Source organism: Microbacterium sp. P2_F9 (assembly GCF_056403635.1).
The window spans coordinates 1-12,045 of record NZ_JBFUFC010000113.1 but is presented as its reverse complement, the minus strand read 5'-3'; the positions used below and the strand labels follow the sequence as shown (position 1 = coordinate 12,045).

General features: G+C 69.8%; 12 protein-coding genes. 8 read left to right on the top strand and 4 right to left on the bottom strand.

Translation table 11 applies throughout. The annotated features are described in order from the left end of the window. Window positions 1-751, top strand: a 751-nt coding sequence (locus AC1DVT_RS12575) for an SDR family oxidoreductase (RefSeq protein ID WP_477389356.1), incomplete at its 5' end; no start/stop codon positions are given. 19 nt (window positions 752-770) lie between these two features. Here AC1DVT_RS12575 and AC1DVT_RS12570 read toward each other — a convergent pair. Both AC1DVT_RS12570 and AC1DVT_RS12565 read right to left on the bottom strand, forming a co-directional pair. Continuing rightward, the gene (locus tag AC1DVT_RS12570; protein WP_477389354.1) at window positions 771-3,341 is read right to left on the bottom strand and encodes an ATP-binding protein; all 2,571 of its coding nucleotides are present in this window, start codon (window positions 3,339-3,341) and stop codon (window positions 771-773) included. A 16-nt stretch (window positions 3,342-3,357) separates the two neighbouring features. Next, window positions 3,358-3,609, bottom strand: coding sequence for a DUF4242 domain-containing protein (locus tag AC1DVT_RS12565; RefSeq protein ID WP_477389352.1), 252 nt, complete (start codon window positions 3,607-3,609; stop codon window positions 3,358-3,360). Window positions 3,610-3,723: 114 nt separating this feature from the next. Here AC1DVT_RS12565 and AC1DVT_RS12560 point away from each other — a divergent pair, with 114 nt between their 5' ends. From AC1DVT_RS12560 to AC1DVT_RS12540, 5 genes are all read left to right on the top strand, one after another. Continuing rightward, complete coding sequence (locus AC1DVT_RS12560) at window positions 3,724-4,578, top strand: aldo/keto reductase (RefSeq protein WP_477389350.1); 855 nt, start codon at window positions 3,724-3,726, stop codon at window positions 4,576-4,578. A gap of 40 nt (window positions 4,579-4,618) precedes the next feature. Next, window positions 4,619-5,398 (top strand): ion transporter, encoded by a 780-nt coding sequence (locus AC1DVT_RS12555; protein ID WP_477389348.1) that lies wholly within the window; start codon window positions 4,619-4,621, stop codon window positions 5,396-5,398. 74 nt (window positions 5,399-5,472) lie between these two features. Beyond that, on the top strand, window positions 5,473-6,762 hold the full coding sequence (locus tag AC1DVT_RS12550) for a sensor histidine kinase (RefSeq protein WP_477389346.1): 1,290 nt from the start codon (window positions 5,473-5,475) through the stop codon (window positions 6,760-6,762). Then, window positions 6,750-7,427, top strand: a complete 678-nt coding sequence (locus AC1DVT_RS12545; protein ID WP_477389344.1) for a response regulator — start codon at window positions 6,750-6,752, stop codon at window positions 7,425-7,427. The genes AC1DVT_RS12550 and AC1DVT_RS12545 overlap by 13 nt, the downstream gene beginning before the upstream one ends. Beyond that, complete coding sequence (locus AC1DVT_RS12540) at window positions 7,424-8,284, top strand: hypothetical protein (protein WP_477389343.1); 861 nt, start codon at window positions 7,424-7,426, stop codon at window positions 8,282-8,284. The genes AC1DVT_RS12545 and AC1DVT_RS12540 overlap by 4 nt, the downstream gene beginning before the upstream one ends. 71 nt (window positions 8,285-8,355) lie before the next feature. Here the strand turns inward: AC1DVT_RS12540 and AC1DVT_RS12535 are convergent, their stop codons facing one another. Further along, on the bottom strand, window positions 8,356-8,862 hold the full coding sequence (locus AC1DVT_RS12535) for an N-acetyltransferase family protein (protein WP_477389341.1): 507 nt from the start codon (window positions 8,860-8,862) through the stop codon (window positions 8,356-8,358). A 128-nt stretch (window positions 8,863-8,990) separates the two neighbouring features. Next, window positions 8,991-10,412, bottom strand: coding sequence for an HNH endonuclease signature motif containing protein (locus tag AC1DVT_RS12530; protein WP_477389339.1), 1,422 nt, complete (start codon window positions 10,410-10,412; stop codon window positions 8,991-8,993). A gap of 276 nt (window positions 10,413-10,688) precedes the next feature. On the opposite strand from AC1DVT_RS12530, the gene AC1DVT_RS12525 reads away from it, so the two are divergent. Together AC1DVT_RS12525 and AC1DVT_RS12520 are read left to right on the top strand one after the other, a co-directional pair. Further along, on the top strand, window positions 10,689-11,249 hold the full coding sequence (locus AC1DVT_RS12525; protein WP_477389337.1) for an acyl-CoA thioesterase: 561 nt from the start codon (window positions 10,689-10,691) through the stop codon (window positions 11,247-11,249). A gap of 130 nt (window positions 11,250-11,379) precedes the next feature. Continuing rightward, window positions 11,380-12,015 carry a hypothetical protein gene (locus AC1DVT_RS12520; RefSeq protein WP_477389335.1) on the top strand — a complete coding sequence of 212 codons (636 nt, stop codon included), beginning with the start codon at window positions 11,380-11,382 and terminating at the stop codon, window positions 12,013-12,015. Window positions 12,016-12,045 lie beyond the last annotated feature (30 nt).

Genomic DNA, 12,045 nt, shown 5'->3' with positions numbered 1-12,045 from the left:
GAGCAAGGGAATCGGGCTTGCGATCACTCGCGCCCTCGTCGCCGAGGGCGCGAATGTCGTTGCCGGGGCTCGTTCGATCACCGATGAGCTGGGCGCCCTGGCAGACACGGGTCAGGTGCTCGCGGTCGCGATCGACCTCTCCACCGCCGAGGGACCTGCCGAGCTCGTGTCGCGCGCCGCGCACTTCGGCGGGCTCGACATCGTCGTGAACAACGTCGGTGCGGTCGCCCCGCGAACCGCCGGATTCCTCGAAGTCAGCGATGACGACTGGCTGGCCACCCTGAACCTCAGCCTGATGGCAGCCGTGCGCACTACGCGCGCGGCGATTCCGCTGCTGCTCGAGCGTGGGGGCGGAAACGTCGTGACGATCGGCTCGGTCAATGCCTTCCTTCCCGACCCCGGCGTGATCGACTACGCGGCCACGAAGGCAGCGGTGTGGAACCTCTCCAAGTCGCTGTCGAAGGAGTTCGGGCCTCGCGGCATCCGCTTCAACACGATCAGTCCCGGACCGGTCTCGACCCCGCTCTGGCTCGGCGAGAACGGAGTGGCCGCGACCGTCGCGAAGAGCATGGGCGTCACGCCCGAAGAAGCCCGCCGCAGGATCATCGAGGGCGGCGGCGGATTCTCCACCGGACGATTCACCGAGCCTGAAGAGGTCGCCGATCTGGTGCTCCTGCTCGCGAGCGACCGTGCCGGCAACGTCACCGGCGCCGACTTCCTCATCGACGGCGGCCTCACGAAAGAGCTCTGAGCCGCATCCGACGCGCTGTTCAGCGGTCGAGTGCTCCGAGGCGGCGCGCGGCGGCGACGGCGCGGGCGCGGGTCGGCTCGCCGAGTTTGCGCAGCACCGCCGCGATGTGGTGATCGACCGTGCGCGGCGAGACGATGAGCGTCGCCGCGATCTCCGCCGTCGACAGTCCGCGATCGAGCAGCCCGAGCACCTCGAGCTCGCGTGCGGTCAGCTGACCGGGCTGCGTGCGGGCCGCCGTGCGCGGGCGTCGGGGGAGCGGCAGGCCGAGCTCGCGCCTGGTGCGCAGCACGGCCTGCACGGACTGGGCGGCGCCGAGGGCATCGAGCACGCGTACGGCACGGTCGGCGGATGCCGCATCCGGCGCGAGTCCGCGGGCATAGGCGCTCCAGACCGGGCTTCCCAGGGCATCCCACGCGTCCGCGGCGGCGAGGGGACTTCCCTCGAGAGCGAGACGGAACGGCTCGGCGAGCGGCAGATCGGTCTCCCGCTCGCATCCGCCGAGCATCCGCCACCAGGCGAGCTCACCCACGGCCCAAGGGTCGGAATGAGCGAGCGCGAGGGTCCATGCGGCATTCGTCAGCGGTCCGATCGTGCCGGTCGCGCCGCGCAACCACGCGTCCTCGGCGGCAGCGCACGCGGCGGGGGCGATGCGCTGGATCTCCCGCGTGCCGGCGGCGAGCTCGGTCGCGTGGGAGAGGAATGCGGATGCCTCCTCCCCTCGGCGCGCGAGGACTCGTCCGGCAGCCGCGGCAGCGGGGATCGCCGAGACCGGTGCGATGTCCGGGTGATCGAGCAGCAGGAGCGCATCCGCGAGGGCGTCGTCGAAGCGTCCGATGTCGCCGAGAGCCACGCACCGCCACGCCCGCATGTAGCGCGCCCACGAGTCGAGGTCGCGATCCTCGCAGTATGCGATGCCGGCATCGAGGTGCACGAGGCCGGCGGCGTACCGATGCTCGGCGACCGCTTCCGAGGCGAGATTCGTGTACGCGCGTGCCGCGTGCTCGGACAGATCGGCTGCCAGCGCGAGGTCGAGGCTCCGGGCGAGCAGCGCTTCGCCCTCGGGAATGCTGCCCGATGTCATGGTGACCACGCCGAGGTTGTTGAGCGCGTGGGACTCGATCTCGACGTCGCCGAACTCGATCGCGAGCGCGAGCGCCCGCCGGGCCCACAGCGCCGCCTCGGCATCGTCGCTCGCGAGCATCCGCAGCTGGGCGAAGTTGCTGTACGCCATGGCGAGCGCCCGGCTGGGTCCGAGTGGCTCGAGGCTCGCGATCGCGCGAGCGGCATAGCGCTCGCTGTCAGGGCCGCGACCGAGGAACCAGGACACCCGCGAGAGCCAGCGCTCGTCGTCGCCGACGAGTGCCGCATCGCGGGCGAGCTGGTGGAGCTCCAGCGCACGCTGGCGCGCCGTGAGTGCCTCGGGCAGCTGGTCGGTCAGATAGCACTCGTACGACAGGGCGACGAAGAGTGCGGGGCGGTCGGATGCCGCGGACCCGTGTCGCAGGGCCATCCGATAGTGCGCGGCGGCTTCACGATGGGCGTTGAGTCGTGCGGCGCGCTCCCCGGCGAGCCTCGCGTGGTACGCCGCAGCGGCATCGTCGCCGCACCCCGCGGCATGGTGGGCGAGCGTGCGCGAGTCCTCCGGAGTCCGCTCGGTGAGGGCGCCGAGCGCGCGTCGATGCAGCTCGCTCCGACGCGCCGCCGAGAGGCTGCGCTCGACCGCGTCCCGCGCGAGTTCGTGCCGGAAGCCGAATCCGTCGCCGGTCGGCACCAGCACCCCCGCCTCGACGCACTCGTCGAGGGCGGCGACATCCCGCCCCGCGACAGCGGAGAGCAGCGCGGCGTCCGCGACGGTGCCCAAGATCGCGGCGGCGGCCGCGGCATCCTGACCACCCGGGGAGAGGCGTGCGACGCGAGCCAGCACCGCATCGCTCACCGTCTCGGGAAGGTCTTCGCCGCCCACGGCGAGCGATTCGGTCACGAAGAACGGGTTGCCGTCCGTACGGGCGTGCAGCATCGCTGCGTCGACCGCCACGCCCGCCTGCTCCGCGAGCAGTGCGACGCCGTCGACGGTGAGCGGCGGGACCATCAGGCGGCGGACGCTCGCCACCGTCGTCAGGTCGCCCATCAGCAGGGTGAGCGGATGCCGCGCCCGCGCCTCGTCGGAGCGGTAGGTCGCGATGATCAGGACGGGGACGCCGTCCAGGCGGCGGGCGAGGAAGCGCAGGGCATCCAGGGTCGCCTCATCCGCCCAGTGCAGATCCTCGAGGATGAGGAGCCCCGGGGAGGCGATGAGCGTGCTGCGCAGTGCGCGGAAGAGTCGGATCCGTTCGCCGCCCGCCTCGAGGCGGGGCACGATCTCGGGGACCGCATCCTGGAACGCGGCGAGCGCGTCCGCGGTGGTGAGGTTGTCGACGCCGCCGACCCGGACCTTCGCCGGCGCCACGACGGATTCTCCGAACACGCGGACGAGGGCCGACTTGCCGACCCCGGCTTCACCGCCGAGGAAGACAAGGCGGCCCCGTCCCCCGAGCGCAGTGTCGAGCGCTACGGCCAGCTCCCCCAGGAGACTCTCGCGCTCAACGAGCATGTGCCCATCTAAGCGCTCATACCCCCTCTACGMCGAGGTTCACCTCATCCGCGACCAGACCGTGGGCTTCGCGGTGCACGATGTTCGCGGCCTCGGGATTCGGCGCGTCGACGAGGCAGAAGATCTTGCCGGCGCTCTCGTCGACCCAGTAACGCAGGTAGTGCACGTCGTGCTCGTCCTGGTGGGCGAGGTCTGCCGCATGTGCGGCGGCGACGTCCGCGACAGTGACAGGTCCGTCGAGGTGGTGGACATCCATGTAGAGCGGCATGTGGGTTCCCTTCCCCAGTGTGCGACCCAGGTGGTCGTGCCTCTGATCACACCGCACGGAGCATGGGGGTGAATCGGTGAGATCACCTATCTTTCGAGGTCTAGCGTGATCTTCATGGAATCGTTCGCACTCAGCAACGGCCGGTCGATGCCGAGCATCGGCCTCGGCGTGTACCTCGTCAACGACGTGGCGGAATGCGAATTCAGCGTCGAGACCGCCCTGCGCGTCGGTCACCGATTGATCGACACGGCCGCGATCTACGGGAACGAGCGCGCGGTGGGGCGCGGGATCGCGGCATCCGGAGTTGCGCGCGAGGAGATCTTCCTCACGACCAAGGTCTGGGTCAGCGATTTCGGGTACGCCAAGACGCAGCAGGCGATCACCAAGTCGCTCGAGCGCCTCGGTACCGATTACGTCGATCTGCTGCTGCTGCACCAGCCGTTCGGCGATGTCGTCGGCAGCTGGAAGGCGATGGAAGAGGCGGTCGAGCGCGGGACCGTGCGATCGATCGGGGTCAGCAACTTCCTGATCAGCGACCTGGAGAAGATCCTGGCCGGCGCGACGATCCGGCCGGTGATCAACCAGGTCGAACGGCACCCCTACTCCGCGCAGAAGGACCTCTCCGCGTTCCACGCCAAGCACGACATCGTGGGGGAGGCCTGGTACCCACTCGGGCACGGCTCGAAGGCGCTCCTCGGAGAACCGGTGTTCACCGAACTCGCCGCCAAGTACGGCAAGGGCCCGGCGCAGATCATCCTGCGCTGGCACATCCAGTCGGGCTTCATCGCGATCCCGAAGTCCACCGATGCCGCCCACATCGCGCAGAACTTCGACATCTTCGACTTCACGCTCACCGACGATGAGCTGGCGCGGATCGACGCGCTCGACCGCAACCGGCCGTCGTTCCGCGTGCCGCGCTGGGTGATGAGCGCGGGGACCCGCATGGCCCCCGTGCGGGACCGGGGCTGACCGGCGGCAGGATCGCGGGCAGACGAGTATCGTCACGACAATGAATGTCAAGAAGCCGCGCAGCGAGCTGAAGAGCACCGGCTACGAGATCTTCATCGGGATCCTCTCGATCCTCTCGATCCTCAACCTGGTGCTGCTGCTGGCCGTGCGGGACAATTCGCTCGACACGGTGCTCGAAGTGATGAACGCGATCTTCAGCATCATCTTCCTGGCCGACTTCACCTACCGGATCTTCACGGCTCCGTCCGCGAGCGCCTACTTCTTCAAGCACTTCGGCTGGGCAGATCTGCTGGCGAGCCTCCCCTTCCCGCAGCTCAAGATCCTGCGCGTCTTCCGGCTCGTTCGGGTCTACCGGCTGCTGAAGAAGGTGGGCGTCAGGGCGATCGGGCGCGCGCTCATCAAGGACCGTGCCGGCAGTGCGCTGTATGTGCTGCTGCTCATGGGGATCCTGGTGCTGGAGTTCGGCAGCCTCGTGATGCTGGCGTTCGAGGAGCACGCCCCTGGCGCGAACATCACGACGGCGTCCGACGCGATCTGGTACACGATCGTCACGATCTCGACCGTCGGCTACGGCGACCAGTATCCGGTCAGCCAGCTGGGACGCATCACCGGCAGCGTCATCATCGTGGTCGGAGTCGGCATCTTCGGCACGTTCACCGGCTATCTCGCGAACTTTTTCCTCTCGCCCAAGCCCGACGACGCCGCTGCGGCACCCGCGACGGCGGGCGCTGATCTCTCCGCCGCGACGGTCGAGAAGCTCCGTGGCCTGCTCGCCGAGTCGGAGGCGAAGCTCGCCGAGGTCAAGCGCATGCTCGGCTGACCGGGGGATAACCCGAATCGAAGAGGGCGGATGCCTCGGGGGTGTCCGAGGGCCCCGCGTCCTACCGTGGAGCCATGACCTCCCACGCCTCACCCGATATCCGGGCCGCACAGTCCTCCCCACCTCGGCGGGTCAGCCCGCTGGCCACCGGTGGCGCCGTGCTCCAGCTCGCCGCCCTCGGAGTCGTCGGCCCCATCGTCTTCACGATCCTGATCACCCTGCTCAGCCTCGGCCTGGGCCTGCTCCCCGTCCTCGGTATCGGCATCCTGTTCCTCATCGCCTTCGACTATGCGCTGTTCGGCCTGGCCTGGCTCGAGACGGCGCGTGTCGACGGACTGTACGGCTTCGGCCTGCCGGTGCGCCGCCCGCGGTCGAGCGGACGGCCGGGCTTCGGCGGCCTGATGCGCACGATGTGGCTGCAGCTCATCGACCCCGGCGTGTGGCGCGCGGTCGCCAGCGCGGCGATCGCGACGGTGCTCGGCTGGATCGTGCTCGGCCTGATCGGCGTACTCACTTCGGCGATCGCGCTGACGTTCGCCCCGCTGTACGCCGAAGACAGCACCCACGTGCGCCTGTTCGGCACGGGGCTCGACGTCCCGGTCGTCTTCGCGGTGCCCGCCGGCATCATCGCCGCGCTGCTCGCCGCCGCCGCCATCGTCGGCCTCGCCATACTGCACGGCGTGCTCGCCCGGGCGATCATGGTGCCCTCGCGGGAGGCGCAGCTCGCCGAGGCCGCGCGGACCTCCAGCGTCCAGCGGGCAGGCGCCGTCCACGCCGCGGATGTCGAACGAACTCGCATCGAGCGCGATCTGCACGACGGGGTTCAGCCGCGGCTGGTCTCGGTCGGCATGACGCTCGGGCTCGCTCAGCAGAAGATCGACAGCGACCCGGAGGCCGCGAAGGCCCTCATCGCTGAGGCGCACACCTCGACGAAGGCGGCCATCACCGAACTGCGACAGCTGGCCCGCGGCATCCACGCCGCCGTGCTTGACGACCGCGGTCTCGATGCCGCCCTGTCGGCGGTTGCCGCCCGCTCCATCGTGCCCGTGCACCTCGATGTCCGCTTGGACGGACGCTGCAGCCGGGATGCCGAGGCCGCCGCCTACTTCGCGATCGCCGAGGCGCTGACCAACGCGACGAAGCACTCCCGTGGCACGGGAGTTCGAGTGGTCGTGCGACGCCGGGACGGCGGTACACTCTGGGCTCGGGTCGAGGACAACGGTGTCGGGGGAGCGCGCGTGCTTCCCGGCGGCGGACTCGACGGCATCGTCAACCGCGTGCTCGCCGCCGGCGGGCAGGCGCGGATCGACAGTCCGATCGGCGGACCGACCTCGGTGGAGGTGAGCATCCCATGCGCATCCTGATCTGCGAAGACTCCGCGCTGCTGCGCGAAGGCCTGGTCCGACTGCTCGAGGACTCCGGGCACGTCGTGGTCGCCGCCCTCCCCGACGCCACGCGCCTCGACGAGGCCGTCGACGAGGCGGCGCCCGAACTCTGCATCCTCGACGTGCGTCTTCCCCCCACCTGGACCGACGAGGGGATCCGCGCGGCCCTCGCCCTGCGCGCACGGCTGCCAGAGCTCGCGGTGCTCGTCCTGTCGCAGTACGTCGAGGAGCGGTACGCGTCAGACCTCATCTCGACCAGGCGCGGCGCCCTCGGCTACCTCCTCAAGGACCGGGTCGCCGATGTGACCGACTTCCTCGCCGCAGTGGAGACCATCGGCGCCGGCGGCACGGTGCTCGATCCCGAGGTCGTCGCTCAGCTGCTGAGCCGGCGCACCCGGGACGAGCGGATGCGGCGGCTGACCGACCGCGAGGCCGCCGTGCTGGCGCTCATCGCCGAGGGCCGGTCCAATCAGGCGATCGCACGGACGCTCTTCGTCACCGAGGGCAGCGTCGAGAAGCACATCACGGCCGTCTTCCAGAAGCTCGACCTCGAGCAGGACGACTCAGGCAACCGACGGGTGCTCGCCGCACTCGCCTACATCTCGCATGACGGCGGACAGCCGCAGACAGGAGAAGTCCGATGAGCACCACCCTCACCCCGCCCCCGCTGCCCCCCGTGGCCGGGCCCCCCGATCCCGAGCCGCAGACCCCCGGCACCAGGGCATCGTCGAAGGTCATCGCGATCCTCGTGATGGCGCTCGGCGGTGCACTCATCCTCGGCGCGATCGGCACCACGGTGATCTCGACGGTGGCTGCGGCATCCATCCAGACCAGCGGGCGCTCGCTCGCCGTCGATGACGTCGATGCGCTTGACGTGGACCTCGCCGCCGGCACGCTGGTGGTCGAGTTCGCCGACGTGACCCAGGCCGAACTCGAGGTCACCGGCAGCTTCGGCGCCGATCAGTGGACCCTGCGCACGGATGGCGGAACCCTCGTCGTCGCGTCGCCGGACTGGCACTTCGGCACGCCATGGTTCTTCGGGGACGGCAACGGCCGCGCGACCCTGCTGCTGCCGTCGTCGCTCGAAGGCCTCGACGCCGACTTCGGACTCGGCGCCGGCGACCTGACCGCCGACGGTGAGTTCGGCGAACTCGGACTCGATCTCGGCGCGGGACGCGCGTCGCTGTCCGGTTCGGCGGAGGTGCTCACGGCGGATGTGAGCGCGGGTCGTGCCGACCTCGACCTCGCCGATGTCCGCTCCGCGGACCTCACGGTGAGCGCCGGCGCGCTCGTCGGGGAGCTCACCGGAGACCAGCCCGATGCGATCACCCTCGAGGTGAGCGCCGGCTCGGCCGATCTCACCGTCCCCGAGGGGGACTACGACGTGAGTTCCGACGTGTCAGCCGGACAGTTCGACAACCAGGTCGGCTCGACCCCGGGCGCCTCGAGCACCGTGCGCGTGGACGTCTCCGCCGGGCAGGCCGTGCTGCGGGCCGGCTAGTTCGAGCGCACGAACGACGGATGCCGCTGACCTGTCCGGTCAGCGGCATCCGTCGTTGATGTCAGTAGGTCTCAGCGAACGAAGCGGACCTCGGTGAGCGTCTCGCCGAGGAACGGCTCGGTGTGGCTGGCGCCGTCGAGCGTGAAGCCGTTGCGGACGTAGAAGCTGTGCGCGCGGGGGTTGTCTTCGGCGACCCAGAGGTAGACGGGCTCGTCGGTGCCGATGGCGGCGTCGAACAGCCGCTGGCCGATGCCGGTGCCGTGCCAGGCGTCGAGGAGGTAGATGAAGTACAGCTCGCGGAAGCGCGGCGCGTCCTTGTCGCGGGCGGGTCCCGATCCCACGAAGCCGACGATCTCGCCGTCCACGAGGGYGGCGAACTGCTTGAACTCGCTGCCCTGAGCGGCCCAGTGGGTCCAGAGTTCGGCCATGCGGCGCGGCGAGACCTTCTCGAGCGCCGCTTTGCTGATGAGGTGGTCGTAGGTCTCGTGCCAGCAGGTCGCGTGCACCCGCCCGAGGGCTTCGGCATCCACGTCCCGCACCGGACGGACGACGATGTCGGTCTGCAGTTCGGCTTCCATGGCCAGACTCTACGCGCGGCCTGCCGCAGGGCGAAATCGAGCGGATGACGTGAGTGTCCGGTTACCAGATCGTGATCTGGGCGTCATCTTTCGGTCACCTCGCGGGCGCATTTCGGCTCGTTGCGCGGTCAGAATTGTGCGGGGTCGCCGATGGGGTCGTACTTCGGGCAGGTCGCGGGGTCGCGGAAGTTTGGTCGTTGCGGGGGTGGTTCGAATCTGACGGTGGGTTCGGGGTGGTCGGTGGAGATGCGGCCGGTGGGGCTGGTCCATTCGAGGATTCCGCCGTCGAGTTGTCGGACGGTCCAGGCGCTGTGGTGTTTGAGGACGTGGTGGCGTCGGCAGAGGTGGGCGAGGTTGCAGTGCTCGGTGGGGCCGCCGTGGGCGGCGTCGATGGTGTGGTCGATGTCGCAGCGCCAGACGGGTTGCCGGCAGCCGGGGAAGCGGCAGCGTTCGTCGCGGGCGCGGAGGAATCGGGTGAGGGCGCTGGTGCGCCGGTAGTGGTCGACGGCGAGGACGGATCCGGTGACGGGGGAGGTGAGGACGCGTTCCCAGCCGGTGGCGTTGCCGAGGAGGCGGCGGGCGGTGTCGGGGTCGATCGGGCCGTAGCCGGCGAGGATGGCGGGTTCGGTGCCGATGCCGGCGGCGGTGAACACCGGGACGGTGACCTGCATGATGGCGTGGATCGCGTCGATGCCTTCGCCGGCGGTGCAGGTTTCGGCGGTGCCGGTGAGCACCAGGTCGCAGAAGATGTCCGCGCGCAGCTGATCCATCGTGCGGGTGTCCGGCACCGGTTCGGGCCGGGCGCGGTCCGCGTCGGGGATGCCGTCGAGCGTGTCCGGGCCTGAGCCGTGCGAGTCCGGGTCGTCGGTGGTGGGGCGTGCGGCGATGATGGCGTGTGCGTCCTGGGTGAGCCGGTCGTAGATGCCGTGGACCAGGACCGCGGGCCCGGTCATGAGGAGGTCCGCGATCCCGTCGGGGCGGTCGGTGACCCGCACGCCGCGCTGCGCGGACGCTTCGGCGTGCCGCTCCGCGATGGTGCGCGGGTGGAGGCGGGCGGCGAGGATCTCGACGACCGGGCGGAGCCGGCCCGGGGTCATGATCTCGGCCCGGGCGATCGCGGTGGCGAGGAACGCGGCGCGGACGTGCTCCTCGTCGATCGGCCAGCCCGCCTCGTGGATCACCGTGACGTGGGTGCGGGAGATCCGGCCCGTCTCGAGCGCGTCGACCAGCACGCCGAAGCGGGCGCACAGGTCGGCGGCGTCATTCAGCTGCCGCTGCACGGTGCGTTCGCTCACGTTTGCGGCCGCGGCCAGTTCGGCGACCATGGTGCGGGCCGGCATGTCCGTCTTGCGGGACTCCCGAGAGGTCAGCCGGGACCGCTGCCCCTCCACCAGAGCCGCGACGGCCGCGAGGGTTCTGATCTCGCATGCGTCCAGCGCCGCCTTCTCGGTGCGGCATCCGACGAACTCATCGACCAGGGCGGACGTCGCGGCAATGTCGCGTGCGCGCTGCTCGGCCGGGTCGGGCGATGGTTCCGGAATCGACGACATGATCTCGCTCAGGGCAGGAGGGCGGTAATCCGCGAGATCCGGTCCTGCGCGGCATCCGCGCCATTTCCCACTCTGTACTCAGCGAAGCTAATCTGAAGTCACTCGTCCATCGAATCTCTGTACCCCATTATTGACCATCAGGGCCGAGACTGCAAGCATCAATTAGAATTTATTTTCGATGATATCGGAGCGGTCGGTCACCGTCACCGCCGGATTCCTGTCGTACTTCGACAACCGAATCACGCTCGTCATGCACGGTGGCTACGATCACTCCTCGTGAATGTGATCTGGCGCACCCTCCTGACGATCTGGCGTGCACGAGTGCAGGTGCGCCGGCACGGACTCCTCGCACCGACCTCGGTCGGGCGCGTCCGAATTCGCACACTGCCCACCGACATCGACCTGCTCGGCCACATGAACAACGGCCGCTATGGCTCGCTCTTCGACCTCGGGCGCTTCGACCTGCTCATCCGCACCGGCATGTGGGACCTGCTCCAGCGCAAGGGCTGGTACGCCGTCGTCGCCCAGGAGACGATCACCTTCCGCAAGTCCCTCGAACTCTGGCAGACGTTCACGGTGGAGTCGCGCCTGCAGGGTCACGATGCCAAAGCGGCGTATCTCGTGCACCGCGCGGTCGTGGACGGCGAGGTCTACGCGGAGATGCTCGTGCGGGCCCGCTTCCTGCGTCGCAGCGGCGGGATCGTGCCGTTGGAGGAGCTCTTCGCTGAGATGCACGTGCCCGATGACCTGCCCCAGCCTGCGGAGTGGATGCATGACTGGGCCGCGGCATCCGCTCTTCCCTCCACGCGCAAGCCAGCGCCCAGTGTCTGGCGCTGACCGCACCTCCCCGCCGAAGTAGCGCACCCGATCCCCCCGCGCAAGGGGTTTGCCGCAGGCGCGCACGTCCGGTTACCTCGAAGACGCTGGCCGACGATCCCCGACCCGGTCCAGCGGGAGGAACGGGAACATGACCGGTACGACACTCACCTGGATCATCATCGCGATCGTCGTCGTCCTCATCGTGGTCGCCATCGTCGCCTACTTCGCCTACCGCAAGGGCTCTCCGCGCCGCGACGAACGGCGCCACGAGCAGGCCGATGAGCTGCGTGCCAAGGCCGATGAGTCCGCGCTGACCGCGCAGGAGATCGAAGCGCAGCAGGCGAAGGCGCGCGCCGACGCCGCGACGGCGGCTGCGGCCGCAGAGCGCGCGAAAGCCGAGGCCGCTCAGGCTGCGGTCGATCAGAAGCGCTACGCCGACGACATCGATGCCCGCGCCGCTGAGGCGGCCGAGCATCGCGCCAAGGAAGAGGAGATCCGCCGCAAGGCCGACGACCTCGACCCCTACGTGACGGATACTGCCACGACGGATGCCGCGACCACCGACACTCCGCCCATCACCCGTCGCAGCACCGCGACGGACGAGCAGGTCGTGAACGACGCCCCGCGCACCACGGCGACCGGCGAGCCGGTCGTGAACGACTCCACGCGTACGCACGCGGACGGTGAGCCGGTCACTCAGACCCGGCGCAGCACGGTCATGGGCGACCCCGTGATCGACGACGGAACCACACCGGACCGCAGCACCACGACCGACCGAGCCTGAGTCGGGCTCAGTCTTCGCGCGGCCTGGCCA

Bases quoted from the DNA above. Each gene is read 5' to 3' on its own strand.
- AC1DVT_RS12570 (WP_477389354.1), bottom strand. From the start codon at position 3,341: ATGCTCGTTGAGCGCGAGAGTCTCCTGGGGGAGCTGGCCGTAGCGCTC.
- AC1DVT_RS12560 (WP_477389350.1), top strand. From the start codon at position 3,724: ATGGAATCGTTCGCACTCAGCAACGGCCGGTCGATGCCGAGCATCGGC.
- AC1DVT_RS12555 (WP_477389348.1), top strand. From the start codon at position 4,619: ATGAATGTCAAGAAGCCGCGCAGCGAGCTGAAGAGCACCGGCTACGAG.
- AC1DVT_RS12550 (WP_477389346.1), top strand. From the start codon at position 5,473: ATGACCTCCCACGCCTCACCCGATATCCGGGCCGCACAGTCCTCCCCA.
- AC1DVT_RS12545 (WP_477389344.1), top strand. From the start codon at position 6,750: ATGCGCATCCTGATCTGCGAAGACTCCGCGCTGCTGCGCGAAGGCCTG.
- AC1DVT_RS12540 (WP_477389343.1), top strand. From the start codon at position 7,424: ATGAGCACCACCCTCACCCCGCCCCCGCTGCCCCCCGTGGCCGGGCCC.
- AC1DVT_RS12530 (WP_477389339.1), bottom strand. From the start codon at position 10,412: ATGTCGTCGATTCCGGAACCATCGCCCGACCCGGCCGAGCAGCGCGCA.
- AC1DVT_RS12520 (WP_477389335.1), top strand. From the start codon at position 11,380: ATGACCGGTACGACACTCACCTGGATCATCATCGCGATCGTCGTCGTC.